The sequence below is a fragment of the Lysobacter xanthus genome (assembly GCF_047159895.1).
The window spans coordinates 94,661-120,984 of sequence record NZ_BAAGAB020000003.1 but is presented as its reverse complement, the minus strand read 5'-3'; the positions used below and the strand labels follow the sequence as shown (position 1 = coordinate 120,984).

Genomic DNA, 26,324 nt, shown 5'->3' with positions numbered 1-26,324 from the left:
CTGGCTGCGCACGCGGATCGCCGCCGACTGGCCGGACCACGCCGACGCCATCGCGCTCGCCAGCGCGCAGCCGCCGCCGATGTGGCTGCGCGTGAATTCGCGACGCATCGCCCGCGACGACTACGCACGCCGTCTCGCGGACGCCGGCATCGAGGCGATCGCCGACGACGACCTGCCCGATGCGCTGCGCCTTGCGACCGCGGTGCCGGTCGCGCAGCTGCCGGGGTTCGACGAGGGGCTCGTCACGGTGCAGGACGCCTCCGCGCAGGCGGTCGCCGACGCGCTCGCGCCGCAGGGGCCGCGCGTGCTCGACGCGTGCGCGGCGCCCGGCGGCAAGACGACTCACCTGCTCGAGCGGGACACCGCGACGTCGGTCACCGCACTCGACATCGAGCCGAAGCGGCTTCGGCAGGTGGGCGATGCGGTGCAACGCCTCGGCTTCGACGGTCGCGCACGCCTGGTCGCCGCGGACGCCGCCGACACCGCCGCGTGGTGGGATGGCGTGCCGTTCGATGCGGTGCTGCTCGATGCGCCGTGCTCGGCGACGGGCATCGTGCGACGCCAGCCCGACGTGGTGCTGCACCGTCGCGAGAGCGACCTCGCCGCTCTCCTGCCGCTGCAGGCGCGCCTGCTCGATGCGCTGTGGGGCGTGGTCGCGCCGGGCGGCGTGCTCGTCTACGCGACGTGCTCGATCCTGCGCGACGAGAACGAACGGCAGGTCGACGCCTTCCTCGCGCGCAGGGCGCAGGCGGTGGTCGAGCCGCTCGATGCGCGCTTCGGTCGCGCGAGCGGCGCGGGCCGGCAGGTGCTGCCGGGCGAGCGCGGCCGCGACGGCTTCTTCTATGCGCGGCTGCGCAAGGCCTGAAGCGCGCGTCGCTATGATCGGCCGATGCTGAAGACCGCCGACTCCCGCGAGCGCTGGCTGTTCTGGCTCGTCGCATTGCTCGTGCTGGGCGCCGGGCTCGGCCTGCGCGATCCGTGGCCCGCCGACGAGCCGCGCTTCGCGCTGGTCGCGAAGCAGATGGTCGAGAGCGGCGAGTGGCTGTTCCCGATGCGCGGCGACGAACTGTATTCCGACAAGCCCCCGCTCTTCATGTGGCTGCAGGCGATCGCCCTGTCGCTCACCGGCCACCTGCGCGTCGCGTTCCTGCTGCCGTCGCTGCTGGCCTCGCTCGGCACGCTCGCGCTGGTGCGCGACCTCGGTGCGCGCCTCTACGACCGCCGCGCCGGCGTGCATGCGGCGTGGGCGCTGCTCTTCACCTTCGCGTTCACGTTCCAGGCGCGACGCGCGCAGATCGATCCGCTGCTCGTGTTCTGGGTGACGCTGTCGGTGTACGGCCTGCTGCGGCACGTGCTGCGCGGACCCGACCTGCGCTGGTGGCTGGTCGGCTGGTTCGCCGCGGGCCTCGGCGTGATCACCAAGGGCGTCGGCGTCATCGCGCTGCTCGTGCTGGTTCCCGCGGCGATCGCGCGGGCACGAGGCTGGGCCCACGTGGCGCCGATGGGCTGGCGACGTCCGGCCACGTGGCTCGGCCCGCTGATGCTGCTGCTGCCGCTCGCCGCCTGGCTCGCGCCGATGCTGTGGACGGTCGCGCACAGCGCGGACCCCGCGCTGCACGGCTATGCCGACGACATCCTGCTTCGACAGACCGCCAAGCGCTATGCGGACCCGTGGCATCACCGCCAGCCGGCGTACTACTTCCTCGTCGTGATCGCGACGCAATGGCTGCCGACGGTGCTCGCGCTGCCCTGGGCCTGGCGCGGCTGGCGCGAGGCGCTGCGTGCGCGCGACGGACGCCTCGCCGTGCTGCTCGGCGGCGTCGCGATGGTCCTGCTGTTCTTCAGCCTCAGCGCGGGCAAGCGCGAGGTCTACATCCTGCCGGCGCTGCCGCTGCTGTGCCTCGCGCTGGGGCCGTGGTTGCCGGGCATCGTCGAGCGGACGGGCGTGCGGCGGCTCGCCTTCGCGTTCGCGGCGACGATCGCGCTGCTCGCGGCCGTGGCCGGCGGCCTCGTCGTGTTCGGCCATCCCGGTTTCGAGCAGCGCCTCGACGAGGCACGCGGGCTGGTCGGTGGGGCGGACGCGCTGGGTCGCGTGCTGCTCGCGGTCGGTGCATGGGGCATCGCGATGCTGCTGCTGTTCGGCGTGCGACGCGGCGTGGGCGCGTTGCTGGGCACGCTGACCGGGCTGTGGCTGCTGATCGGCCTCGCCGCCCAGCCGCTGCTCAATGATGCGAGCTCGGCGCGCGGGGTGATGCAGCGTGCCGAAGCACGACTCGCCCCGACCGACGAGCTCGGCCTCGTCGCATGGAAGGAGCAGAACCTGCTGATGGCGCAGCGTCCGGCGCGGACGTTCGGCTTCAAGCGCATGCCGGCGGAGCAGTTCGCCGATGCGCTGGCCTGGCAGCGTGCCGTGCCGTCGCGGCGCTGGCTGATGCTCGAGGACGATGCGCTCCCGTCCTGCATCGATCGTCGCCTCGCGGTGTTCGTGGGCCACAGCAACCGTCGCGAATGGTGGCTGCTGCCGCCCGTCGCCTCATCCGCCTGCGCGGTCGCGACGGCCCGGTAGACTGCGCTCGCCCTTCCGGCAGGATGCCCGTGTGACCGCCGAACCGACCGGACCCGTTCCCTGGCTGAGCCTGCTGCTGCCCGTCTACAACGTGCGGCCCTGGCTGCGCGCCTGCGTCGAGTCGATCGTCGGGCAGGGCGTCGACGGGATCGAAGTGGTCCTGGTCGACGACGTTTCGACCGACGGTTCGGGCGAGCTCGCCCGCGAGCTCGAGGCCGAGCATCCCGGCGTCGTCCGCGTGATCGCGCACGAGACCAACTGCGGGGTCTCCTGCGCCCGCAACACGCTGCTCGCGAACGCACGCGGCGACTACGTCTGGTTCGTGGACTCCGACGACGTCGTCTGCGACGGCGCGATCGCCGCGCTGCGCTCGCTGCTCCAGCGCAACAGTGCGCCGGACCTGGTGCTCTGCGACTACCGCCTCGTGCGGTCGCCGTTCCGCCTCAAGCATCGCCTGCGCGGCGAGCTTCACCGGCGCACGTTCGACGGGCCGGCGCGCGTGCTGCTCGACGACCGCGCGCAACTGATCGAAGGCGTGCTGGCGCGCGGCCAGCTGCACGTCTGGTCGAAGATCGCGCGCCGTGCGATCTGGCAGCAGGTCTCGTTTCCCGAGGGCCGCTACTTCGAGGACATCGCGGCGATGGCGCCGCTGTTCGCGCATGCGCGGTCGTTCTACTACGTGCCGGAGCCCTGGATCGGTTATCGCCAGCGCGAGAACTCGATCATGCGCGAGCTCACGCCGGTGAAGCTCGCGCATCTCAATGAGGCGGTCGTCGGACTGCACCAGGCGATGCTGGCCGATCCGGCGGGCCTTCCGCCGCGCGCACGCTTCGCGCTCGACCATTTCTGCCTCCGCACCTACGCCTCGCTCGCCCGGCGCTTCCGGCGGGGCTTGTGCGCCCAGCAGGACGAGGTGCGGATGCAGTGCCGGCGCAGCCTCGGCGAGCTGTTCCCGTCGGGGATCGGGGGCGTGCTCGCCGGCTATCGACGCCGCGGCTGGCTGGTGCGCAGCCTGCGCTCGCGCTACTACCTCGGGCGACTGGGCTGGCTGCCGCATTGAGTGGCCCGAAGCTGCGCGTGTTGCACTTCGTCACCGGCGGGTTTTCCGGCGGTGCGACGCAGGTCGCGATCGCGCTCGTCAATGCGCATCGCAACGGCACCGACATCGAACCGCTGCTGGTGCTGCGCCGCAAGCGGCGCGGCGATCCCGCACGCATCGAGGAACTTCGCGCGGCCGGCGTTCCGCTCGAGGTGGTGACCGGCGCGACGCACCTCGCCACCGTGCTCGCGCTCGCCCGGTTGTGCCGGCGCTGGAAGCCCGACGTGCTGGTGGCGCACGGTTTCTCGGAACATCTCTGGGGCCGCTACGCCGGCCTGCTCGCCGGGGTGCCCGCACTGGTGCACGTCGAGCACAACACACGCGAGCGCTACACGGGGTGGCGTCGCGCGCAGACGCGTTGGCTCGCGAGGCGCACGGCGCGCATCGTCGGCTGCTCGGAGGGCGTGCGCGAGGCCCTGCTCGCGATGGGCATGCCCGCCGACCGCACCATCGCCATTCCGAACGGCATCCGTACGGCGCCGTTCGACGCGGCACCGTCGCATCCGCTGCCCTCGCGCGTGCCCGGCATCGCCATGGTCGCGCGCTACTCGAAGCAGAAGGACCACGCGACGCTCGTGCGCGCCGTCCGCCTGCTGCACGATCGCGGCCTCGCGCCGCCCGTGCTGTTCGCCGGTGCCGGCAAGCCGACGCATCGCGGCCCCATCGAAGCGCTCGTCCGCGAGCTCGGCCTCGAGGCGCAGGTGACGTTCCTCGGCCTGCATCGCGACGTGCCCGGCCTGCTCATGGGCCATCGCATCGCGGTGCTGTCCACGCACTACGAGGGCATGCCGCTCGCGCTGATCGAAGGCATGGCGGCGGGCTGCGCGGTGGTCGGCAGTGCCGTGCCGGGGGTGCGCGAGACGTTGCGCGACGGCGTCGACGGCCTGCTCGTGCGCGAGTCGGACCCGGTCGCGCTGGCCGACGCGCTCGAACGGCTGCTGCGCGACGACGCACTCGCCATGTCGCTCGCCGCGGCCGCACGCGAGGTCGCGATCACGCGCTACAGCCGCGAGCGGATGGCGGCCGACTACGAGGCGATGCTGCGCGACGTCGGGCGCCGCTGAGACCGATCAACCCGCTGCAAGACGCCACAGCAGTCCCACCAGCGACGCGACCCACGACACCGCGACGTAGAGCCGCAGGTGCTGCGCGCTCAGCAGCCCCGCCCAGAGGTCGACGACGAGCGCCGCGCGCCAGCCCTCGAGCACCTCGGCGCCGTCGTACAGGACGACCCACGCGCAGAAGGCGGTGTAGACCAGGAAGCCGGCGATCGCCATGCGCGGTGCCCGAGTGGGGGAGAAGCGCCAGTCTCGCGGCCGGCGTCGTCAGTAGCAATCCGGCCAGTAGGGATTGCTGCCATCGGGCTGCAGCGAGAAGCGCTTGTACGTCCACTGGTACTGCGCCGGATCGCGGCGCGCCACCTGCTCCACCGCGGCGTTGAGCGCGGCGACCGACGTGGGGATGTCGCGGCTCGACACGCCGGCGGGTGCGGGCTCGACGTGCAGTGCGAACCGCGGGCCGTCCGCGTCCTCGCCGATGCACTCGCACCACGCGACGAGCACCGTCGCGCCGGTGCGGGCGGCGAGCCGGCCGAGCAGGCTCATGGTCAGCGCGGGGCGGTCGAAGAACGGGGCGAACTCGCCGTCGCCCTGCTTGGGCTGCTGGTCCGGGAGGATGCCGACGACGCCGCCGCCCTGCAGCCACTTGAAGAGCTGGCGCGCGCCCGCGGCCTCGGCGCGGATCTGGGTGACCCGTCCCGGGTCGCCCTGCGCCGCACGCACGCGGTTGAGGAAGGCGTCGCCAACGCGCGACTCCGGCGGCGCGTAGAGGATCGCCAGCGGCGTGCGCGAGGCGAGCCACTGGTTGAGCAGTTCCCAGTTGCCGTGATGCGGCGCGGCGACGATGACGCCGTGGCCGGCCGTGATCGCCGCAGCGAGGCGATCGGCGCCATGCTGCTCGACGATCCGCGCGAGGTTGCGTGCCGGCGGACGCGTCCACAGCCGCAGTGTCGCGAGCGCCTGCCGCGCGGTGGTCCGGAGGATCTCGCGGCGCAGCGCCTCGCGCTCGCCGGCCGGCAGGTCGGGATACGCGAGTTCGAGGTTGCGCGCGGCGATGCGCGCCTCGCGGCTGCCGCGGCGCAGTTCGCGCGCGGCCACGGCGTCGGCGAGGCGCGCCAGCCAGCGCCAGGGCAGCGCGGCGAGGGCACGCGCAAGGAAGTGGAGGAGGGCGGCGAGCACGCGGGGCATCCGGCCAGTCTACGGAAGCGCGTGGGGCCGGCCTGTGCCGGACGGCCCGGTCGCCTGCTAGCCTGCCCGCATGCCGCCCCGGACGCCCGAATGCTCGCCCTGATCCAGCGCGTCACCCGCGCCGACGTGGTGGTGGACGGCGCGACGGTCGGGGCGATCGGGCCCGGACTGCTCGCCTTGGTCGGCATCGAGCCGGGCGACGGCGAGGCGCAGGTCGCCCGCATGGCGCAGCGCCTGCTCGGCTACCGCGTCTTCGCCGACGAGGCCGGGCGGATGAACCTCGGGCTGGCCCAGTCGGGCGGCGGGCTGCTGCTCGTCAGCCAGTTCACGCTGGCCGCCGACACCGCCTCCGGCATGCGGCCCGGTTTCCAGACCGCCGCGGCGCCCGGGGTCGCTGAACCCCTCTTCAACCGCCTCGTCGATGCATGCCGATCGGCCCACGGGGTGGTGGAAACGGGCCGTTTCGGCGCCCATATGACCGTCAGTCTGGTCAACGACGGCCCGGTCACCTTCCTGCTGCGGGCCTGACCCCCTTCAGCTTCCGGCCGCTTCGCGGGCCAGTCCCGCAGGCCGCGCTGGTATAATGCACGGTTCCCTCGACCCCCTTTCACTGGTGGCGCAGCCCATGGCGAACGAACGTCAGACCCCGCAGTCCGATATCAAGCAACTGATCAGCAAGGGTCTGGAGCAGGGCTACCTCACCTATGCCGAGGTGAACGACCACCTGCCCGATGACGTCGTCGATCCCGAACAGATCGAAGACATCATCGGCATGATCAACGGCATGGGCATCCAGGTGCATGAAGTCGCACCGGACGCCGAAACGCTGCTGCTCGCTGGCGAGAGCGGCAGCGGCCGCGAGGTCGACGACACCGCCGCCGAGGAAGCCGCCGCGGCGCTCGTCTCGCTCGACTCCGAGGGCGGCCGCACGACCGACCCGGTGCGCATGTACATGCGTGAGATGGGCACGGTTGAACTGCTGACCCGCGAGGGCGAGATCGCGATCGCCAAGCGCATCGAGGAAGGCCTCTCGCAGGTCCAGGCCTCGCTCGCCTCGTTCCCGGGCACGATCGCGCAGATCCTCGGCGACTACGAGCTGCACAAGGCGGGCAAGAAGCGCCTTGCCGAAGTCATCGTCGGCTTCCTCGACCAGATCGACGAAGTGCCGCCGGAGATCCCGCCGGTGGTGGCCGATGCCGATGCCGACGCGGACGACGAGGAAGAAGTCGAAGGCGCCGAAGAGGCCGAGGAAGCCGGCCCGACCGGTCCGGATCCGCTCGAGGTCGCGGCCCGCCTCGGCGCGCTCGGCGAGCTCTACGCCAAGTTCGAGAAGTGCCATACCAAGTACGGCCCGGACCACAAGAACACCAAGAAGGTGCGCGAGGAGATGGCGGAGATCTTCGTCACCCTCAAGCTGCCGCTCAACCTTACCGACGCGCTGGTGCGCAACCTGCGTGAGTCCATCGCGAAGGTGAAGGAACACGAGCGTCGCATCCTCGACCTGTCCGTGCGCGTCGCGAAGATGCCGCGCAAGGACTTCATCCGCGCGTGGGACGGGAACCAGACCAACCTCGAGTGGGTCGACGAGCTGCTCAAGCGCAAGCAGAAGTGGGCCTCGGCCCTGCGCGACGTCAAGGACCGCATCGTCTTCGAACAGCAGGCGACGATCGACGAAGAGCAGCGCATGAAGGTGACGCTGCTGGAGCTGAAGGACATCAGCCGCCACATGGCTTACGGCGAGGCCAAGGCGCGCAAGGCGAAGAAGGAGATGGTCGAGGCGAACCTGCGCCTCGTGATCTCGATCGCCAAGAAGTACACCAACCGCGGCCTGCAGTTCCTCGACCTCATCCAGGAAGGCAACATCGGCCTGATGAAGGCGGTCGACAAGTTCGAATACCGCCGCGGCTACAAGTTTTCGACCTACGCCACGTGGTGGATCCGCCAGGCGATCACGCGCTCGATCGCCGACCAGGCACGCACGATCCGCATTCCCGTGCACATGATCGAGACGATCAACAAGCTCAACCGCATTTCCCGCCAGATGCTCCAGCAGTACGGCCGCGAGCCGACGCCGGAGGAGCTGGCCAAGGAAATGGACATGCCGGAGGACAAGATCCGGAAGGTCATGAAGATCGCGAAGGAGCCCATCTCGATGGAGACTCCGATCGGCGACGACGAGGATTCGCACCTCGGCGACTTCATCGAGGACACGAACGTCATGTCCCCGATCGACGCGACCACCGACATCAACCTCTCGGAGACGGTGCGCGACGTGCTCGCCAGCCTCACCCCGCGCGAGGCGAAGGTGCTGCGCATGCGCTTCGGCATCGACATGAACACCGACCACACGCTGGAAGAGGTCGGCAAGCAGTTCGACGTGACGCGCGAGCGCATCCGCCAGATCGAGGCCAAGGCGCTGCGCAAGCTGCGTCATCCGAGCCGCTCGGAGCAGCTGCGTTCCTTCCTCGACATCGAGTAAGCGAAACCCCCTCGCAATGCGTACGAGCCCGCCATCCGGCGGGCTCGTCGTTTGTGCAGTCGCTACAATCGCGATGCTGCGGGCCTATAGCTCAACGGTTAGAGCACGGGACTCATAATCCCTTGGTTCCAGGTTCGAATCCTGGTGGGCCCACGATCACCGCGCCATGCGGCGCATGGCCGCTTCGCCTCGCTCGCCGGTCGGCTCGCTCCCAGCGATCGGCGCCGCCGGTACAGCTCGCAGCCCAACTGCGTGGCAGCCGCGCGCGATCGCAGTGACCTCGACCGCGTGCGGCGGCTTACGCCTCACGCAGGAAGCCGATGATCTGCTCTTCGGAAAAGCGCTTCTTCACGTCCAATCTCCTTGCTGTCGGGGATTGGACTCCAGATCGGCGTGCTACTCAAAACCGGGGGGACGTCGCCGTCCGGGTTGAATACGACGTGCGCCTGCGTGCAATCCCCGGCCCGGTCGGGCTCGCACCGACCAGCACGGTCGTCGTTCGCGACCGTCGAGCGAACGGCTCCGCCATCGCAACGTGCCGTCGGGCCGCGTCCGTCGACCGCACCGGATCCAGCCAGGCGCGGGCGGTCGCGTTTTTTGGTCGCGCGCCCGTGCTGTGCTCGACGCGTGCGCGTCGCTCAGCGTCCCGTACGGCACAGGCTGCCCCGTCAGCGCCGCTGTCGGCCGGCATCACGCCTCGTGCACACCCGTGGCCGACCATGGCGCCATGCGATTCCTCGACGCCGAGCTGCGCCCCGTCCCCGTCACCCGTGCACTGTCGCCGGTCCTGACGGCCGGACTCGTGACCGCGGCCGCGGCGCTGTTCAGCCTCGCGAGCGGCCATGGCGCGGCCGGCATGCTGCCGCTGTTTCCGGCGGTGCTGCTCGGTGCGCTGATGGCCGAAGCGGGAATCTCGCCGCAGCGGTCGCCGCGCGCCATGCTGGCTGCGCTGCCTCTGGTGGGCCTGCTGCTGGTGGGTGCCGCGCAGCTCGCTGCCGTGGTCGCGCCGGCGACCTGATCCGCTCCGCAGCTGTCGGCGTCGCGCCTCAGCGGCGTCGCGCCAGCCACCGATCGAGCCCGGCCGCGAAGGCCTGCCGGTCACGCGCATTGAACGGCGCGGGCCCGCCGGTCGCGATGCCCGCGCCGCGCAGCTCGTCCATGAAGTTCCGCATCGACAGCCGCTCGGCGATCGTCTCGGCCGTATAGGGTTCGCCGCGCGGATTCATCGCCGTCGCGCCGGACTCGACCACCTTCGCCGCCAGCGGAATGTCCTGCGTCACGACCAAGTCCCCCGGGCGCACCTGGTCGGCGATCTCGCGGTCGGCCTCGTCGGGGCCCTGCGCCACCTGCAGCGTGCGCAGCCAAAGCGAGGTCGGCAGCCGGATCCACTGGTTCGCGACGAACACCACGTGCACCTGCGCGCGGTTCGCCGCCCGCACGAGCATCTCGCGCACCGGACCCGGGCACGCATCGGCGTCGACCCAGATGCGCGCGGCGTCGGTCACAGCTTGCGGACGCGGAACTTGCGGGCCTTGATGCGGCCTTCCTGCAGGCGCGACAGCGCGAGTGCCGCCTGCGCGCGTGCGATCGCGACGTAGCTGCGCGTGGCGAAGACATCGATCTTGCCGATCGCATTGGCCTTGAGGCCCGCGTCGCCCGTCAGCGCACCGACGATGTCGCCCGGGCGCAGCTTGTCGGTGCGGCCGCCGTCGATGCGCAGCGTGACCATCGGTGCGCGGACGCCGACGTTCGCGCGCAGTGCGGCGAGCGGCGGCCGCTGCAGGTCGATGCGCAGGCCGAGCGCCTCTTCGACGACGCGCAGCCGCGGCAGCTCGCGCGGCGTGCACAGCGTGAGCGCGAGCCCGCCGCGGCCGGCGCGGCCGGTGCGACCGATGCGGTGGACGTAGGTATCGGCGTCGTGCGGCACGTCGTAGTTCACGACCGCGGCGAGGTCCTCGACGTCGAGGCCGCGCGCGGCGACGTCGCTCGCCACCAGCACGCCGCAGCTGCGGTTGGCGAAGCGCACCAGCACCTCCTCGCGGTCGCGCTGCTCCATGTCGCCATGCAGCGCGAGCGCGGAGAAGCCGAGGTGCGCGAGCGAGGCGACGACTTCCTCGGTGTCCTTGCGCATGTTGCAGAACACCACCGCGCTGTCGGCGCCTTCGCCGATCAGCAGGCCGGCGAGCGCGGCCGGCTTCTGCGCCGGCTCGACCTCGTAGAACCGCTGCTGGATCGACGGGGCGTCCGCGGCCGCGTCGACGGTGACCTCGACCGGATCGCGCATCGTGGCGCGCGCCACGTCGCGGATCGCCTCCGGATAGGTCGCGGAGAACAGCAGCGTCTGGCGGTCCTTCGGCGTCGACTTCACGATCTCCCGGATCGGTTCCTCGAAGCCCATGTCGAGCATGCGGTCGGCCTCGTCGAGCACGAGCACGCGCACGCCGCGGAGGTCGAGCACCTTCTTGCGCAGCAACTCCTGCACGCGGCCCGGCGTGCCGACCACGACGTGCGGCGGATGCTCGAGCGAGGCGAGTTGCGGGCCCAGCGCGACGCCGCCGGTGAGCGTCAGCAGCTTCAGGTTGGGGAGGCCGGTGCCGAGCCGGCGCACGCTCTTGGCGACCTGGTCGGCGAGTTCGCGCGTCGGGCAGAGCACCAGCGCCTGCACGCGGATGTCGGCGAGGTCCATGCGCTGCAGCAGCGCGAGGCCGAAGGCGGCGGTCTTGCCGCTGCCGGTCGGCGCCTGGCCGATCAGGTCGCGGCCGTCGAGCAGCGGCGGCAACGCGCGGGCCTGCACGGGCGTCATGCGCACGTGGCCGAGGGCGTCGAGGCCCTGGAACAGGGCGGGCGCGAGCGGGAGGGTGGTGAATTCGGGCGCGTTTTCCATGCGCCATGATACGGGCCGGCGCCGGACGGCCCGGTCGAGCGGATCAGGCAGTGCCGAGGCAGCGCCGCAGCGCGTCCAGCAGCCGTTCGATGTCGACCGGTTTCACCAGCGCCGCGCAGCCGTAGCGGTGTGCGACGTGTTCGGCATCGGTGGCGCCGGAAACCACGATCACCGGCAGTCGCGCACGCGCGGGCGCCTGGCTCGCGCGCAGCGCGGCGAGCACTTCCCAGCCGTCCATTACCGGCATCATCAGGTCGAGCAGCAGCACGTCGGGCGGGCCGTCGCGATCGATCGCCTCCAGCCCGGCGCGGCCATCGGCGGCGACGCGGACGTCGAAGCCCTCGAACTCGAGCACGTCGCGCAGGCTTTCGCGAATCTCCGCGCTGTCCTCGACCACCAGCACGCGCGGCAGGCTCATGCGGGCCCCCGGCTGGGCAGCAACATGCGGAAAGCGCAGGTACGCACGCGCGGCCGCCGGCAGCTTGTCCCACTCGGTGATGCCCGCGGTGCTCTCGTCCCAGCCGGGGAACTCCAGGTACACCGGCGTGCACTCGTCCCAGCCCGCGGCGTCCAGCGGGGCGTACTCGGTGCGCTTGCCGCGGTACTCGTAGGCGATGCAGATCTTGAGCTTCTCCATCCCGTCGAGGATGTCGAGCTTGGTGATGCACAGGCCGGTGATGCCGTTGATGGCCACGGCGCGCTTGAGCGCGACGATGTCCATCCAGCCGCAGCGACGCGGACGCCCGGTGGTCGCGCCGTACTCTTGCCCGCGATCGCGGATGCCCTGCCCGATCGCGTCGTCGAGCTCGGTCGGGAACGGGCCGCCGCCGACGCGCGTGGCATAGGCCTTGGCGATGCCGAGCACGTAGTCGATCGCGTCCGCACCCACGCCCGTGCCGGCCATTGCGCCGCCCACCGTGGTGTTCGACGAGGTGACGTACGGGTACGTGCCGTGGTCGATGTCCAGCAGCGAGCCCTGCGCGCCTTCGAACATGACGCGCTTGCCCTGCTTGCGCAGCTCGTGAAGGATGCCGGCCACGTCCGCCTTCATCGGCTCGACGTATTCCCCGAACGCGAGCGCCTCGTCGAGCGTCTGCTGGTAGTCGACCGCGTCGACGCCGAGATACTTCGTGAGCACGAAGTTGTGATAGTCGAGCGCGCTGCGCAGCTTCTCGGCGAGTTCGGCCGGGTAATGCAGGTCCGCGACGCGGATGCCGCGACGCGCGACCTTGTCCTCGTACGCCGGGCCGATGCCGCGACCGGTCGTGCCGATCGCCTTTCCGCCGGCGGCCTTCTCGCGCGCCTGATCCAGCGCGATGTGGTACGGCATGATCAGCGGCGTCGCGGGCGAGATCTTCAGGCGCGAGCGCACTTCGACGCCGTTGCCCTCGAGCTCGGCGATCTCCTTCTGCAGCGCGCCCGGGTGCAGCACCACGCCGTTGCCGATCAGGCACAGCGCGTCGGGGCGCAGGATGCCGGACGGAATCAGGTGCAGCACGGTCTTCTTGCCGCCGATCACGAGCGTGTGGCCGGCGTTGTGGCCGCCCTGGAAGCGCACGACCGCGCCGATTTCCTCGGTCAGCAGGTCGACGATCTTGCCCTTGCCCTCGTCGCCCCACTGCGCGCCCAGCACCACCACCGACTGACCCATTGCCGCCTCTCCGTTTTCGCTGCAGTTGCGTAGGTTGCGCCCGGCCGCGTGGACGCGCGGCATCGGGGGAGGCGCGGCAGCACGCGCGGTACCGCGTCGCTACGACGCGGACTCCTCCGGCCGGCCCGCCGTGGCGGACCGCAGACACGAGAAAAGCCGGCGGGTGTCCCCGTCCGGCTTTTGTGCATTATCCGGGTTTCCGCGGGCCCCGGCCACCCCGTCCGTCGATCAGAGGCGTACGAGCCACAGCGATCCGAGTCCGGCCAGCACGACGATGGCGCCGAACAGGCGCAGCTGGCCAACGCTGAGCGCGTACAGCCGCTCCGCCGTCCGCTTCCAGCCCTCGGGCGTGAGGAAGAGGAACAGCCCTTCCAGCACCGCCACCAGGCAGAGCGCGGACAGCAGGTCCCGCGCCATCAACGATCGGACTTGAGGTACTGGAGGAACGGGTCGCCCTTGTCGACGACGATCACCGTCTGCCCGTTGCCGAAGGCGCGCCGGTAGGCCTCCAGGCTGCGCTGGAAGGCGAAGAAGCCCGGATCCTTCTGCGCGGCCTCGGCGTAGAGCCGCGCGGCCTCCGCATCGCCCTCGCCGCGCAGCTGCTGCGCGTCGCGCTCGGCCTCGGCGACGATCACGGCGCTGTCGCGATCGGCGTCCGCACGGATGCGCTGGGCCTGCTCCGCACCTTCCGCACGCAGCTGGCTCGCCACCTGCTGGCGCTGCGCCCGCATGCGGCTGTAGACGTCGCCGATCACCCGGCTGTCCGTCGGCAGGTCGAGCTGCTTGATGCGCAGGTCGAAAATCCGCACGCCGAGCGTCGAAGCGCCCTTGTTGATGGTGGCCAACTGCTTGGCGACGATCCGGCTGCGGTCGCCCGACACCACTTCCGACAGCGTGCGCGCGTTGATCTCGTTGCGCAGCGCGTCCTTGATGATCGGCGCGAGGCGGTCGATCGCGACGCTCTCGTCGCCACCGGTCGCGCGATAGAAGGCGCGCAGGTTCTCGATCCGGCCGACCGCGAAGAAGTCGACGCTCACGTCCTTGCGCTCGGACGTGAAGTAGCGCTCGGGCTCGGCGGGCAGCACGTCGAGGCGGCGGTCGAAGACGCGCGCGGACTCGACGAGCGGGAACTTGAAGTGCAGGCCGGGGCCGAGGTCGGTGCGCACGAGGCGGCCGAGGTTGAGCACGATGGCGCTGTGGCCTTCGGGCACGACGAAGACCGAGCCCGTCAGCGCGATCAGGGTCGCGACCACCAGGGCGATCAGGGCGGGAAATCTCATCGTTCGTCTCCTCCGCTACGCGGCGCACGCGGCCCGCGCGGCCCGCGACCGCTCGACTCGGTCGCACTGACGGTGGGCAGCAGGTCCGGCACCAGCGCCGGTGCGGCCTGCGGCTGCGCCGGCGACAGCAGAGGCGGCGCCGCAGTGCCCGCCGCGGCCTGCGGCGGCCCCATCGGCACGTAGATCAGCTGGCGCGAGTCGCCGCCGACGATCGTGCGGTTCTCGGCGAGCACCTGCTGCACGGTCTCCAGCCACAGGCGCTTGCGGGTGACGTCCGGGGCGGCCTTGTACTGCTCGACGAGCAGCGAGAACCGCTGCGCGTCGCCGGTCGCACGCGCGATCGCCGTCGCGCGCTCGCCCTCGGCGGTCGCACGGATGCGCGAGGCCCGGCCACGCGCTTCCGGCACCACCTTCGCGGCGTCCGCGCGTGCCTCGCTGATCAGGCGGTCCTTGTCCTGCTGCGCGCTGTTGAAGTCGTCGAACGCGGGCTTCACCTCTTCGGGCGGGCGCGCGTTCGGCAGGTTGAGCTCGGTGACCGACAGGCCGGTGCTGTAGGCGTCGAGCAGGCGTTGCAGCTCGACCTTCGCCTGGTCGGCCAGTCGGCTGCGCGCACCCAGCACGGTGTCGAGCTTGGAGCGGCCCACCATCTCGCGCACCGTCGACAGCGACGCCTCCTTCAGCACCTCGTCCGCATTGCGCGTGCCGAACAGGTATTTCTCCGGGTCGGAAACGCGGTACTGCACGTTGAGCTCGACCGAGACGATGTTCTCGTCCGCGGTGAGCACGGGCACCGTCGTCGCGTAGTTCTCGATCCGCGTGGCGTTGACCTTGATGACGCGCTCGAACGGCCACGGCATCTTGAGGTTCGGACCCGGGGTCAGCACGCGCACGAACTGGCCGAAGCGCAGCACGACGCCCCGCTGCTGCTCGGACACCAGGACGAACGAGGTGAACACCAGCCAGAGGCCGAGGAGGAGCGGGATCCAGCGCAGCGGGCTGCCGCCGTCGAGCATGTTGCGGAGGCGGTCGACGAGATCGGCGGGGCCGAAGCCGCGTCCTCCCTTGCGGGGGCGGCGGTCGCCGTCGCCGTTGTCACTGCCGGGCGTGTTCCAGGCCATGCGGGCTCCTGAGGGGGCGCGGTGCCACCGCCGCCGGGCGCGCGCGAGCGGCCTTCGCGGGTCGGCGTCGCCGGCGCGGGATTGTCCGGATTCTAGGTGGGGGGTCCTGCCGCCTCAACCAAGGGGCGCAGGCTCATCCGGCGGCAAGAGCGGTGCGAGGACGTGGCCACCGGCGCCCGCCGCCATGCGATAGGCGTCGGAGCGGGCCAGGTCGAGGTCCAGCCACCAGCCGTCCTCTTCCGCCCGCTCGGCGCGGATCGCGCCGATTTCGTAGAGCCGGCCCCGCAGGCGCGCGGCCTCGCTCGGCAGGTGGATGCGTCCGGTCACGCGCTCCAGCCCCAGCATCTGGCCCAGCGCCTCGCGCAGCAGGTCGAGGCCCGTGCCGTCGCGTGCCGAGAGCCAGACGCGCGGGCGCTCCTCCACGAAGCGATCGTGGCGGGGCGCGGTGTCTTCCAGGCGGTCGATCTTGTTGAAGACCAGCAGCTGCGGGATCTCGCTCGCGCCGATGTCCTTGAGCACGGCATCGACCTGCGCGATCCGGTCGGTACGGAGCGGATCGGCGGCGTCGACGACATGCAGCAGCAGGTCCGCCTCGCGCGCTTCCGACAGCGTCGATCGGAACGCGGCGACGAGCTCGTGCGGCAGGTCGCGCACGAAGCCGACGGTATCGGCCAGCACGACGCCGCCGCCCGGCAGGTCGATGCGGCGGACGGTGGGATCGAGCGTTGCGAACAACTGGTCGGCGGCGTAGGCCGCGGCACCGGTCAGCGCATTGAACAGCGTCGACTTGCCGGCATTGGTGTAACCCACCAGCGCGACGCGCGGCAGCTCGCCCTTCAGGCGCGCGCGGCGCATCTGAGTGCGCTGCACCTCGACCTTGTCGAGCTTCTTCGACAGCTGCTCGAGGCGCTTCTGCAACAGGCGACGGTCGGTCTCGAGCTGCGTTTCGCCGGGGCCGCGCAGGCCGATCGCACCGCCGCGCTGGCGCTCGAGGTGCGTCCAGCCGCGCACGAGGCGCGTCGCCATGTGCTTGAGCTGCGCGAGCTCGACCTGCAGCTTGCCTTCGTGCGACCGCGCGCGCTGCGCGAAGATGTCGAGGATCAGGCCCGTGCGATCGACGACGCGGCGCTTGAGCACGCGCTCGAGGTTGCGCTCCTGGCCGGGCGACAGAGGATGGTTGACGAGGATCAGGTCGGCGCCGCTGGCTTCGGCGGCGGCCTGCACTTCCTCGAGCTTGCCGCTGCCGATCAGCGTGGCGGCATTCGGACGATCGATGCGTGCGGTGAGCACGGTGGCGACGGTCGCGCCCGCCGAGCGCGCGAGTTCCTGGAACTCCTCCAGCACCGTCTCGTCGAGCGGGCCGGCATGCGGCTGGATCAGGAGCGCGTGTTCGCCCTTGCGGGAGCGTTCAAACACCGTGCACCTCCCGCCGCGGGCGCATCATTCGGGAGCGACCTCCGCCCCACCCTCGCCGTCGGCCGGCTGCACGAAGCCGCCGCCCGGTCCCACGCGCACGTTGCGCGCCGGCACCACGGTGGAGATCGCGTGCTTGTAGACCATCTGGCTCACGGTGTTGCGCAGCAGGACCACGAACTGGTCGAAGGACTCGATCGTGCCCTGCAGCTTGATGCCGTTGACGAGATAGACCGACACCGGCACGCGCTCGCGGCGCAGTGCGTTCAGGAAAGGATCCTGCAGAGATTGCCCCTTCGACATCGCGTGTTCCCCACCTTTGCTCTTGTTCTCGTTATGGGCGGCCACGGGCATGCCGGGCCGTGTCGCCGCGGCTGTCCCCACGGCAGCGACGGCCCGATGGTATCGCAAAGTGGCTGATTTCCCGTGGTCGCGGCGTGCAGGCCGGGATCAACGCGGGCCTGCGAAACCCGTCACGATCCGTTCGAGACGATCGCGTTCCGAGAGCGGATCGGCGCCGATCGCATCGAGCTCGCCACGCAGCCACGTGATCTGCCGCTTCGCCAGTTGGCGCGTCGCATGGATGCCCCGTGCGCGGAACGTGGCCGCGTCGGTCGCCCCGTCGAGATGCTCCCACGCCTGCCGGTAGCCGACCGCCCGGATCGCCGGCAGGTCGAGCGGGCGCGGATGCCCGGCGAGTTCCGGCCGCGCGCGCAGCCGGCGCACCTCGTCGAGGAAGCCCGCCTCGAGCATCGCGTCGAACCGACGCTCGATGCGCGCATGGAGTTCCGCTCGGGACGTCGGCGCGAGGACGAGCCTGAGCACGCGGCACGGGAAGCGGTGCGCCGGGCGTTCGCGCCGCCAATCGCTGATCGTGCGTCCGCTGATGCGCCAGACCTCGAGCGCGCGCTGGATGCGCTGCGCGTCGGTGGCGTGGACGCGCGCTGCAGCCTCGGGGTCGACGCGTGCGAGTTCGACGTGCAGCGACGCCCAGCCGCGCTCGCGGGCTTCGGCCTCGATCGCGGCTCGCACGTCGGCATCCGCTTCGGGCATCGGCGCCAGGCCCTGCAGCAGCGCGCGGAAATACAGCCCCGTGCCGCCGGCGAGGATGGGCATCCGCCCCCGCGAGAGGATGGCGTCGACCGCCACGCGCGCGTCCACGGCGAATTCGGCGGCGGAGTACCGCTGCCACGGCTCGCGGATATCGATGAGGTGATGCGGCACGCCGTCGCGCTCGGCGGCATCGGGCTTGGCGGCGCCGATGTCGAGCCCGCGATAGACGAGCGCGGAGTCGACGCTGAGGACCTCGCCGCCGTAGCGCTTGGCCCACTCGACCGCGAGCGCCGTCTTGCCCGACGCGGTCGGGCCCATCAACGCGATCGCGACGGGGCGGCTATCCGCCGACACGCCTCAGTAGCCGTTGGCGTCGAGCGCGGCCCGCACCTGCAGGTGGCGTGCGTGCATCGCCTGCGACGGCGCGCGGTCGAGCAGGCTCGCCACCACGATCGCCACCAGGCTCACGGCGAAGCCCGGCACCATCGAATACAGCCCGGTGGGCGCGGAGAGGAACATCTCCCACAGGATGACGGTGACGGCGCCGGCGACCATGCCTGCCAGCGCGCCGTTGCGCGTCATGCGCGCCCAGACCAGCGACACCAGGACCACCGGGCCGAAGGCGGCGCCGAAACCGGCCCAGGCGTAGGACACGAGCCCGAGCACGCGGCTCTCCGGGTCGCGTGCGATGGCGATGGCCAGCAGTGCGACGCCGAGTACCGCGGCGCGCCCCACCCAGACGAGCTCGCGCTGCCCCGCGCGCGGACGCAGGAACCCGCGATAGAGGTCCTCGGTCAGCGCGCTGGAGCAGACCAGCAACTGGCAGGACAGCGTGCTCATCACCGCGGCGAGGATGGCCGACAGCAGTACGCCCGCGATCCACGGATTGAAGAGCTGCTGCGCGAGCGCGATGAACACGCGCTCGGGGTTTTCGGTCACGGGCCCGACCAGCGCCGGATGCTGCGCGTAGTAGGCATTGGCGAAGAAGCCCACCGCCATCGCGCCGCCCAGGCAGAGGACCATCCAGGTCATGCCGATCCGGCGCGCCTTGGGAATCGTCTGCAGGCCGTCCGCCGCCATGAAGCGCGCGAGGATGTGCGGCTGCCCGAAGTAGCCGAGGCCCCAGGCGAGCAGCGAGACGATGCCGACCGCGCCGAGCGAGCCGCCACGGAACGGATCGAGCTTCGCCGCGTCCATCTGCTCGACCAGCGCGAGGCTCGCCTGCGCGCCACCGGTCGCGAGCACGACCACGACGGGCGTCAGCACCAGCGCGAAGATCATCAGCGAGGCCTGGACCGTATCGGTCCAGCTCACCGCGAGGAAACCACCCACCAGCGTGTAGAGGATCGTGGCCGCCGCGCCCCACCACAGCGCCTGCGCGTAGGGAACACCGAAGACGCTCTCGAACAGGCGCGCGCCTGCGACGATGCCGCTCGCGCAGTAGACGGCGAAGAAGACGAGGATCACCAGCGACGCCAGCACGCGCAGTACGCGGCGCTGATCCTCGAAGCGATGGGTGAAGTAGTCGGGCAGCGTCAGCGCGTTCTGCGTGCGCTCGGTGTAGACGCGAAGCGGGCCCGCCACGTACTTCCAGTTGGCCCACGCGCCGGCGACCAGCCCGAGTGCGATCCACCCCTCCGACACGCCGCCCAGGTAGAGCGCGCCCGGCAGGCCCATCAGCAGCCAGCCGCTCATGTCGGACGCGCCGGCCGACAGCGCGGTGACCAGGCTGCCGAGCGAGCGGCCGCCCAGGATGTAGTCGTCGAAGCTGCGCGTGGCGCGCCATGCCAGGAAGCCGATCAGCACCATGGCGGCGAGATAGAGCCCGAACGTGACGACGAGCGGCGTACTGGCGGTCATGCGCGATCCTGCGTGGAGTCCCCGCCGCACTTTACCTGTCCGGGCGGTCGAGGCCGGCGGCGAAATTTTCGCCAGACCGACGGCCGCGCCCGGCGGGCCGTGTCCGCCGGGAGTTATCCACACCTCCACCCGCGCGGTTATCCACAGCACCTGTCGATAACCGCCGGACGGCCGCCGGTCCTCCGCCACGCACGGTAGATTGCCCCGATGCCGCTCTGGAAACGCCTCGGCTTCCTCTTCGTCTTCGTGGTCCCGGCCCTGATGCCGGTCGCCGCGGCGCTCGGTCGTGCCAGCGGCCATGCCGATGCGATGGCGTGGTTCCCGCTCGCATTCCTGTTCGTGCTGCTGCCCCTCGCCGACTACGCGCTCGGGCACGATCCCGACAATCCGGCCGAGCCGGCGCGCCTGGAGCAGGACCGGTGGTTCCCCGCGCTCACCCTGCTCGCCCTGCCCGTGCAGATCGTGCTGCTCGCCTGGTCGGCACGCTGGTTCGCGCAGGCCCCGCTCGCACCCGTCGGGATGCTGGGCTGGCTGCTGTCGCAGGGCGTAGTCAGCGGCGTGCTCGCGATCAACACGGCGCACGAGCTGATCCACAAGGACACGCGGCTCGAACGCGCCGCGGGCGGAGTCCTGCTCGCGAGCGTCGGCTACCACGGCTTCAAGATCGAGCACGTGCGCGGCCACCACGTGCATGTCTCGACGCCGGAAGACGCGTCGAGCGCACGCTACGGGCAATCGCTGTGGCATTTCCTGCCGCGCGCACTGGTGCGCAATACGGCCAATGCATGGCGGCTCGAGGCCGCGCGGCTGCGACGGCTTGGGCGGCCCGCGCTGTCGGCATCGAACGAGATGCTCGGCTGGACGCTCGCCTGGCTCGCGTCCGCAGTCGCCGCGTGGCTCTGGGCGGGCACGGTCGGGCTCGCCTTCTTCCTGCTGCAGGGGCTGTTCGCTGCGGGTTCGCTCGAGATCATCAACTACATCGAGCACTACGGCCTGGAGCGCCGACGCCTGCCCGACGGTCGCTACGAGCGCACCACGCACCTGCACTCGTGGAACTCCGACTATCGGCTGTCGAATCTGTTCCTGTTCCACCTGCAGCGCCACTCCGACCACCACGAGACGCCACGCCGGCGCTACGCCGCGCTGCTGCACCACCCCGATAGCCCGCAACTGCCGGGCGGTTACGCCTCGATGTTCGTGCTCGCCCTGTGCCCGCCGCTGTGGTTCCGCATCGTGCATCCCGTGCTGGGCCGGTGGCGCTCCAACGTCGGATGACACGCCGCCAGGACGGCGGGGCCGCGTCGTACCTCGCACGGATCGAACCGACGTCGCTCGCACATTGACCGCAGCGCCGCCGACCCGGAGCATGGCGCCTCCGTCGACCATTGGGGAATGGCCGTGTCGCAACACGTCCGTACGTTCGTCGCAGCACTCCTCCTGGGCCTCGCGGCCCCGTCGCACGCGGCGACGCTGGCGACGCAGCAACTCGTGACGCCGCTCATCCCGGGCGCCCACCACAGTGCAACGATCGGCGTGCCGGGCATGGATCCGTCCAGGCCGGTATGGGTCGCATATCGCGTCGTCGGGCTGTCGTCGTCGAAGTCTCCGACGGGCGCGGTGCATTTCTCCAACAGCTTCGACGGCATCGCGCTGCCGGCCACCGACATGATGTGGCGCATGGACGCCACCGACATGCGCAGTGGCGACACCGACTCGCTGCGCACGCAACTGCAGGCACTCGCCGCGCAGCGCAGCGAGCCACAGCTCGCCGCGACACTCGGGCCCGGCATGCACGCTGCCTACAAGGCCGTACTGACCGGCGATGCGTCGAGCGTCGACGGGCGCGCGGTACGCGTGCTGCCGGCACCCGGTCGAAGCGACACCGCACTGGACGTGAGCGTGGAAGGCGCGGAGGGCGTGCAGCCCGTGCTGGTCGCCGTCACGGTGGGCCAGGGCGACGTGCCCGCGGAGTTCGCCACTGCGACGCCCGGCGCGTCGGCCGCATTCGGTCTCGGCAAGGTGCTCTTCGTCCTCATGCTCGCCGGCGCCTTGCTGTGGTGGTGGCGCCGCCGCTAGTCCTCGTCGGGCCAGCGGAGGGCCGGTGCGGCCTCGCGGGCCTTCGGCACGGGCTGGGCGGCCACCGCGTTCCACACCTTGAGCGCGTCGACCGTGGCCGCGACGTCGTGCACGCGGACCAGCATCGCGCCGCGCTGCACGGCAATGAGGTGCGCCGCCACCGAACCCGCGGCGCGGTCGGCGGGCGCCTCGCGGCCCGTGATGTCGCCAATGGTGCGCTTTCGCGACAGCCCGGCGAGCACCGGCACGCCGAGGTCGGTGAACCGGTCGAAGCGCGCGAGCAGTTGCAGGTTGTGCTCGCGGGTCTTGCCGAAACCGAAGCCGGGGTCGACGACGATGCGCTTCTTGTCGATGCCCGCCATTTCGGCGGAGAAGATGCGCTCGGCGAGGAAGCGGTGCACGTCGGCGACGACGTCGTCGTAGCGCGGGTCGGCCTGCATCGAACGCGGCTCGCCGAGCATGTGCATCAACACCACGGGCACGCGCAGGGACGCAGCCGCGTCCAGTGCGCCGTCGCGGCGCAGCCCGTAGACGTCGTTGATCATGCCGGCGCCGGCCGCGACGGCCGCGCGCATCACGTCGGGCTTGGAGGTATCGATCGACACAGGCAGCGACGTCCGCGCCACGAGCGCCTCGATCACCGGGATCACGCGGCGCAGCTCCTCGTCGGCGGACACCTCGTCCGCGCCGGGCCGTGTCGATTCGCCGCCGACGTCGAGCACGTCCGCGCCTTCTTCGGCGAGTCGCAGGCCGTGTGCGATCGCGGCATCGGCGTCGAAGTGATCGCCGCCGTCGGCGAACGAATCGGGCGTGACGTTGACGATGCCCATGACGCGGGGCACGTCCAGCACGAGCCGGCGCCCGGCGCAGTCGAGCACGGGGGAGAGGTCGAACATCAGCGTCGCTCCCGCTTGGCCGCGATCGCCGCGAGCACGAGGCCGAAGGCGACGCCCAGGGCGACACCGACGGCGATGTTGCGCGTCGCGACGCCGATCGCGACACCCGCGCCCGCGCCGATCGCGAGAAACGCCCCTGCCCGATTGCGACGTTGCATGGGAATGCTCCGGAAACGAAAAAGGCCAGAGCAGACTCTGGCCTTCCCGTGTTTCGCTGGCAATGCGCCGATCAGGTGCCGCTGGGCTGCGGCCCGCCGAGCGTGAGGCGCTTCGGCTCCTCGGTCGCGGGGCCACCACGGCTCCAGCCGCTGGGCGGCGGCGGATCGCGGCCTTCCATGATCGCGTCGATCTGCGTCGCGTCGATGGTCTCGTACTCGAGCAGCGCCTTCGCCATCGCGTGCAGCTTGTCGATGTTCTCGGTCAGCAGCTGCGTCGAGCGCGCATACGCACGGTCGAGGATGCTGCGGACGACTTCGTCGATCTTGCGCGCGGTCTCGTCGGACACGTTCTTGTGCTGCGTGACCGAGCGACCGAGGAAGACCTCGTCCTCCTCCTCGCCGAATGTGATCGGCCCGAGTTCCGACAGGCCCCACTTGGTGACCATGTTGCGGGCCATTTTCGTCGCCCGCTCGATGTCGTTCGACGCGCCGGTGGTGACCTTGCCGTCGCCGAAGATCAGCTGCTCGGCCACGCGGCCGCCGTACAGCGAGCACAGCTGCGATTCGATGATCGTGCGGTTGTAGCTGTAGCGGTCGCCCTCGGGCAGGTACATGGTCACGCCCAGCGCGCGCCCGCGCGGGATGATCGTCACCTTGTAGACCGGGTCGTGCTCGGGCACCAGGCGACCGACGATCGCGTGGCCGGCCTCGTGGTAGGCGGTGTTGGTCTTCTCTTCCAGGCTCATCGCCATGGAACGACGCTCGGCGCCCATCAGGATCTTGTCGCGCGCCTTGTCGAACTGCTCCATGTGGACCTGCTTGGCGTTGTCGCGCGCGGCGAACAGCGCGGCCTCGTTGCAGAGGTTCGCGAGGTCGGCGCCCGAGAAGCCCGGCGTGCCGCGTGCCACCACCATCGCGTCGACGTCATCGCCGAGCGGCAGCTTGCGCATGTGCACCTTGAGGATCTGCTCGCGGCCGCGGACGTCCGGCAGACCGACGGTGACCTGGCGATCGAAACGGCCCGGCCGCAGCAGCGCCGGATCGAGCACGTCGGGACGGTTGGTCGCCGCGATGACGATCACGCCCTCGCCGCCCTCGAAGCCGTCCATCTCGACGAGCAGCTGGTTGAGCGTCTGCTCGCGTTCGTCATGACCGCCGCCGAGGCCCGCGCCGCGATGGCGACCGACCGCGTCGATCTCGTCGATGAAGATGATGCAGGGCGCGTGCTTCTTGGCCTGGTCGAACATGTCGCGCACGCGGCTCGCGCCGACGCCGACGAACATCTCGACGAAGTCCGAACCGGAGATCGAGAAGAACGGCACCTTGGCTTCGCCGGCGATCGCGCGGGCGAGCAGCGTCTTGCCCGTACCGGGCGGGCCGACCATCAGCACGCCGCGCGGGATCTTGCCGCCGAGCTTCTGGAAGCGCGACGGGTCGCGGAGGAACTCGACGAGCTCGCCGACTTCCTGCTTGGCTTCGTCGCAGCCGGCGACGTCGGCGAGCGTGACCTTGACCTGGTCCTCGCCCTGCATCTTGGCGCGCGACTTGCCGAAACTCATGGCGCCCTTGCTGCCACCCTGCTGCATCTGCCGCATGACGAAGATCCATGCGCCGACGATAAGGAGGATCGGGAGGAAGTTCAGCAGGATCGCCCAGAACGACGGACCGCCCTGCGGCGGGCGCTGCACGACCGACACCTTGTGGTGCATGAGGTCGTACATCATTCCCTGGTCGTCGGGCGCGTAGGTCACGAACTCGGAGCCGTCCTTGCGCTTGCCGCTGATCGTCGTCTTGTCGTTCTCGATCACGACGTTCTGCACGCGGTCGGACTGCACCTGCTGGATGAACTGGTCGTAGGCCAGCGTTTCCGTGGGCGCACTGCGCGGCCCGAAGGCCTGGAAGACCACCATCAGCACGACGGCGACCACCACCCACAGCAAAAGATTCTTGGCCAAGTCGTTCATCTTCATACCTTGTGACCCCATTGAAGCACGTACAGCCTGTACGACCCTTCAAGAAGCGTGCCGGAATCCGGCGCACCGATGCGACGGCCGCTTCGCGGCGCCGCACCTGCCGCCCGGGCGGGGCGGACCCGGCCCGCCACCGGCTGGTGGCGGCAGGCCGTTACTTCGTTTCGGCCCGACGTCCCAGCGCGAGCGCATAGACCTCGGGGGACCGCTTGCGGGACGCCGCCGGCTTGCGGATGACGACCTTGTCGTAGTGCCGACGCAGCTCCTTCACGTACTCGTCGAAGCCGACGCCCTGGAACAGCTTGATCAGCATGGTGCCGCCGACCCGCAGATGGCGGTCCGCGAAATCCATCGCGAGCTCCGCCAGGTGCATCGCACGCGGCAGGTCCACCGCGTCCATCCCACTCATGTTGGGGGCCATGTCGGACAGCACAAGGTCCACGTGCTGGTCGCCGAGCGCGGCTTCCAGTTGCGATAGGACGGCATCCTCCCTGAAATCGCCATGAAGGAATTCGACGCCGGCGAGCGGGGGCATCTCGAGGATGTCGAGGGCGATGACGCGACCGGAGCTCCCCAGCGCCTGCCGGACCCACTGCGACCAGCCGCCGGGCGCGGCGCCGAGGTCGACGACGACCATGCCGGGCTTGAGCAGGCGGTCGCGCTCGACGAGTTCCTCGAGCTTGTACGCGGCCCGCGAGCGCAGGCCCTCGGCCTTCGCCTTCTTCACGTAGGGATCGGCGAAATGTTCCTTGAGCCAGCGTTGGCTGGACTGGCTGCGCTTGGGCATCGGCATCTGTGCACGCACCGGGAAAGGCGGCGCGGACCTGCATGGTAACCTGCGCCTCCCCACGCTCCCCGGACATCCGCTTGACCGCGCCCAGCCTCACCAACGCCCAGATCCGTTTCCTCCGGGGCCAGGCCCACGGGCTCAAGGCGATGCTGCAGGTGGGCGGCAAGGGCGTGACGCCGGCGCTGGTCACCGAGGTCGGCCAGGCGCTGGAAGACCACGAGCTGATCAAGGTGAAGGTCGCGGCCGACGATCGCGAGGCGCGCAATGCGCTGATCGACGAGCTCGCGGCGCAGGCCGGCGCGGCGCTGGTGCAGCGCATCGGCCACACGGCGGTGTTCTACCGCCCGAGCCGCGACAAGCGGCAGATCGTCCTGCCCCGCCCCTGAGTCCGTCGTCCGCGAGGCCGGCATGCAGCTCACGCTCGAAAACCCGGGACACGCCTACGTGCTGCGCGGTGCCGACGGCGCGTCCGCGCTGGTCAACGATCGACGCCTGACCCGCAGCTTCGTCGTCTCCACCGATGCGCTGGTCGAGGACTGGGCGGCGACCGACGTCCGTACGCTGACCCCCGAACTGCTCGCCCCGTTGCTGGCGCTCGAACCGGACGTCGTGCTCATCGGCAGCGGCGCGAAGCAGGCGTTCGCACCCGCGGCGACGCAGGCCGCCTGCCTGCAGGCCGGCGTCGGCTTCGAAGTGATGGCGAACGATGCGGCGGCGCGCACCTTCAGCGTGCTCGCGGGCGAAGGCCGGCGCGTGGCGGCGGGCTTCATCCTCGGCTGAGGTCC

At 70.8% G+C, this 26,324-nt stretch carries 27 protein-coding genes, 1 tRNA gene and 1 pseudogene; 12 read left to right on the top strand and 17 right to left on the bottom strand.

Annotated elements, in window-relative coordinates; genetic code table 11:
• The 4 genes from rsmB to ACY35P_RS02540 all read left to right on the top strand — a co-directional run.
• Positions 1-865 (top strand): 16S rRNA (cytosine(967)-C(5))-methyltransferase RsmB (gene rsmB, locus ACY35P_RS02555; protein WP_462114252.1); only part of this gene is annotated, 865 nt, incomplete at its 5' end.
• A gap of 24 nt (positions 866-889) precedes the next feature.
• Positions 890-2,566: an ArnT family glycosyltransferase gene (locus tag ACY35P_RS02550; RefSeq protein ID WP_462114251.1), complete on the top strand. Its 1,677-nt coding sequence runs from the start codon at positions 890-892 to the stop codon at positions 2,564-2,566.
• A gap of 31 nt (positions 2,567-2,597) precedes the next feature.
• Positions 2,598-3,626 carry a glycosyltransferase family 2 protein gene (locus tag ACY35P_RS02545; protein ID WP_462114250.1) on the top strand — a complete coding sequence of 343 codons (1,029 nt, stop codon included), beginning with the start codon at positions 2,598-2,600 and terminating at the stop codon, positions 3,624-3,626.
• On the top strand, positions 3,623-4,729 hold the full coding sequence (locus ACY35P_RS02540) for a glycosyltransferase (RefSeq protein ID WP_462114249.1): 1,107 nt from the start codon (positions 3,623-3,625) through the stop codon (positions 4,727-4,729). The genes ACY35P_RS02545 and ACY35P_RS02540 overlap by 4 nt, the downstream gene beginning before the upstream one ends.
• Positions 4,730-4,735: 6 nt before the next feature.
• On the opposite strand, the gene ACY35P_RS02535 is transcribed toward ACY35P_RS02540, so the two are convergent.
• Positions 4,736-4,942, bottom strand: a complete 207-nt coding sequence (locus ACY35P_RS02535) for a hypothetical protein (RefSeq protein ID WP_462114248.1) — start codon at positions 4,940-4,942, stop codon at positions 4,736-4,738.
• Positions 4,943-4,990: 48 nt separating this feature from the next.
• On the bottom strand, positions 4,991-5,911 hold the full coding sequence (locus ACY35P_RS02530; RefSeq protein WP_462114247.1) for a lauroyl acyltransferase: 921 nt from the start codon (positions 5,909-5,911) through the stop codon (positions 4,991-4,993).
• Between the two features lie 90 nt (positions 5,912-6,001).
• On the opposite strand from ACY35P_RS02530, the gene dtd reads away from it, so the two are divergent.
• The 4 genes from dtd to ACY35P_RS02510 all read left to right on the top strand — a co-directional run bounded on the left by dtd (position 6,002) and on the right by ACY35P_RS02510 (position 9,408).
• Positions 6,002-6,439 (top strand): D-aminoacyl-tRNA deacylase, encoded by a 438-nt coding sequence (gene dtd, locus ACY35P_RS02525; protein ID WP_462114246.1) that lies wholly within the window; start codon positions 6,002-6,004, stop codon positions 6,437-6,439.
• 97 nt (positions 6,440-6,536) lie between these two features.
• Positions 6,537-8,390, top strand: a complete 1,854-nt coding sequence (rpoD, locus tag ACY35P_RS02520) for an RNA polymerase sigma factor RpoD (protein WP_462114245.1) — start codon at positions 6,537-6,539, stop codon at positions 8,388-8,390.
• Positions 8,391-8,470: 80 nt separating this feature from the next.
• Positions 8,471-8,543, top strand: a tRNA-Ile gene (locus ACY35P_RS02515).
• Between the two features lie 574 nt (positions 8,544-9,117).
• Positions 9,118-9,408, top strand: a complete 291-nt coding sequence (locus ACY35P_RS02510; RefSeq protein WP_462114244.1) for a hypothetical protein — start codon at positions 9,118-9,120, stop codon at positions 9,406-9,408.
• Positions 9,409-9,436: 28 nt separating this feature from the next.
• Here ACY35P_RS02510 and ACY35P_RS02505 read toward each other — a convergent pair whose 3' ends face one another.
• From ACY35P_RS02505 to putP, 11 genes and pseudogenes are all read right to left on the bottom strand, one after another.
• Positions 9,437-9,895, bottom strand: coding sequence for a YaiI/YqxD family protein (locus ACY35P_RS02505; RefSeq protein ID WP_462114243.1), 459 nt, complete (start codon positions 9,893-9,895; stop codon positions 9,437-9,439).
• Complete coding sequence (dbpA, locus tag ACY35P_RS02500) at positions 9,892-11,274, bottom strand: ATP-dependent RNA helicase DbpA (RefSeq protein WP_462114242.1); 1,383 nt, start codon at positions 11,272-11,274, stop codon at positions 9,892-9,894. The genes ACY35P_RS02505 and dbpA overlap by 4 nt, the downstream gene beginning before the upstream one ends.
• Positions 11,275-11,317: 43 nt before the next feature.
• On the bottom strand, positions 11,318-11,692 hold the full coding sequence (locus tag ACY35P_RS02495; protein ID WP_462114260.1) for a response regulator: 375 nt from the start codon (positions 11,690-11,692) through the stop codon (positions 11,318-11,320).
• A 33-nt stretch (positions 11,693-11,725) separates the two neighbouring features.
• Positions 11,726-12,925, bottom strand: a pseudogene (locus ACY35P_RS02490) (adenylosuccinate synthase); the annotation flags it as partial.
• 228 nt (positions 12,926-13,153) lie between these two features.
• A complete protein-coding gene (locus ACY35P_RS02485; protein WP_462114241.1) occupies positions 13,154-13,342 on the bottom strand; it encodes a DUF2065 domain-containing protein in 189 nt (62 codons plus the stop codon).
• Positions 13,342-14,205: a protease modulator HflC gene (hflC, locus tag ACY35P_RS02480; protein WP_462114240.1), complete on the bottom strand. Its 864-nt coding sequence runs from the start codon at positions 14,203-14,205 to the stop codon at positions 13,342-13,344. The genes ACY35P_RS02485 and hflC overlap by 1 nt, the downstream gene beginning before the upstream one ends.
• Positions 14,202-15,323 carry an FtsH protease activity modulator HflK gene (gene hflK, locus ACY35P_RS02475; RefSeq protein WP_462114239.1) on the bottom strand — a complete coding sequence of 374 codons (1,122 nt, stop codon included), beginning with the start codon at positions 15,321-15,323 and terminating at the stop codon, positions 14,202-14,204. Before hflK ends, hflC begins: the two co-directional genes overlap by 4 nt.
• A gap of 114 nt (positions 15,324-15,437) precedes the next feature.
• Positions 15,438-16,739 (bottom strand): ribosome rescue GTPase HflX, encoded by a 1,302-nt coding sequence (gene hflX, locus ACY35P_RS02470; protein ID WP_462114238.1) that lies wholly within the window; start codon positions 16,737-16,739, stop codon positions 15,438-15,440.
• Between the two features lie 24 nt (positions 16,740-16,763).
• Positions 16,764-17,039, bottom strand: a complete 276-nt coding sequence (gene hfq / locus ACY35P_RS02465) for an RNA chaperone Hfq (RefSeq protein ID WP_462114259.1) — start codon at positions 17,037-17,039, stop codon at positions 16,764-16,766.
• A 147-nt stretch (positions 17,040-17,186) separates the two neighbouring features.
• On the bottom strand, positions 17,187-18,143 hold the full coding sequence (miaA, locus tag ACY35P_RS02460; RefSeq protein WP_462114237.1) for a tRNA (adenosine(37)-N6)-dimethylallyltransferase MiaA: 957 nt from the start codon (positions 18,141-18,143) through the stop codon (positions 17,187-17,189).
• A 3-nt stretch (positions 18,144-18,146) separates the two neighbouring features.
• Positions 18,147-19,649 (bottom strand): sodium/proline symporter PutP, encoded by a 1,503-nt coding sequence (gene putP, locus ACY35P_RS02455; RefSeq protein ID WP_462114236.1) that lies wholly within the window; start codon positions 19,647-19,649, stop codon positions 18,147-18,149.
• A 207-nt stretch (positions 19,650-19,856) separates the two neighbouring features.
• Between putP and ACY35P_RS02450 the strand changes: the two genes are divergently transcribed.
• On the top strand, positions 19,857-20,924 hold the full coding sequence (locus ACY35P_RS02450) for an alkane 1-monooxygenase (RefSeq protein WP_462114235.1): 1,068 nt from the start codon (positions 19,857-19,859) through the stop codon (positions 20,922-20,924).
• 123 nt (positions 20,925-21,047) lie between these two features.
• The gene (locus ACY35P_RS02445; RefSeq protein ID WP_462114234.1) at positions 21,048-21,725 is read left to right on the top strand and encodes a hypothetical protein; all 678 of its coding nucleotides are present in this window, start codon (positions 21,048-21,050) and stop codon (positions 21,723-21,725) included.
• On the opposite strand, the gene folP is transcribed toward ACY35P_RS02445, so the two are convergent.
• The 4 genes from folP to rlmE form a co-directional block, all read right to left on the bottom strand.
• Positions 21,722-22,621 carry a dihydropteroate synthase gene (gene folP / locus ACY35P_RS02440; protein WP_462114233.1) on the bottom strand — a complete coding sequence of 300 codons (900 nt, stop codon included), beginning with the start codon at positions 22,619-22,621 and terminating at the stop codon, positions 21,722-21,724. The genes ACY35P_RS02445 and folP overlap by 4 nt on opposite strands.
• Positions 22,621-22,779, bottom strand: coding sequence for a hypothetical protein (locus ACY35P_RS02435; protein ID WP_462114232.1), 159 nt, complete (start codon positions 22,777-22,779; stop codon positions 22,621-22,623). Before ACY35P_RS02435 ends, folP begins: the two co-directional genes overlap by 1 nt.
• A 71-nt stretch (positions 22,780-22,850) precedes the next feature.
• A complete protein-coding gene (gene ftsH / locus ACY35P_RS02430) occupies positions 22,851-24,743 on the bottom strand; it encodes an ATP-dependent zinc metalloprotease FtsH (RefSeq protein WP_462114231.1) in 1,893 nt (630 codons plus the stop codon).
• 160 nt (positions 24,744-24,903) lie between these two features.
• Entirely contained in the window at positions 24,904-25,536 is a 633-nt protein-coding gene (rlmE, locus tag ACY35P_RS02425; RefSeq protein WP_462114258.1) for a 23S rRNA (uridine(2552)-2'-O)-methyltransferase RlmE, read from the bottom strand.
• Between the two features lie 80 nt (positions 25,537-25,616).
• Here rlmE and yhbY point away from each other — a divergent pair, with 80 nt between their 5' ends.
• Both yhbY and ACY35P_RS02415 read left to right on the top strand, forming a co-directional pair.
• Complete coding sequence (yhbY, locus tag ACY35P_RS02420) at positions 25,617-25,925, top strand: ribosome assembly RNA-binding protein YhbY (RefSeq protein ID WP_462114230.1); 309 nt, start codon at positions 25,617-25,619, stop codon at positions 25,923-25,925.
• Between the two features lie 22 nt (positions 25,926-25,947).
• Positions 25,948-26,319: an Mth938-like domain-containing protein gene (locus ACY35P_RS02415; protein WP_462114229.1), complete on the top strand. Its 372-nt coding sequence runs from the start codon at positions 25,948-25,950 to the stop codon at positions 26,317-26,319.
• Positions 26,320-26,324 lie beyond the last annotated feature (5 nt).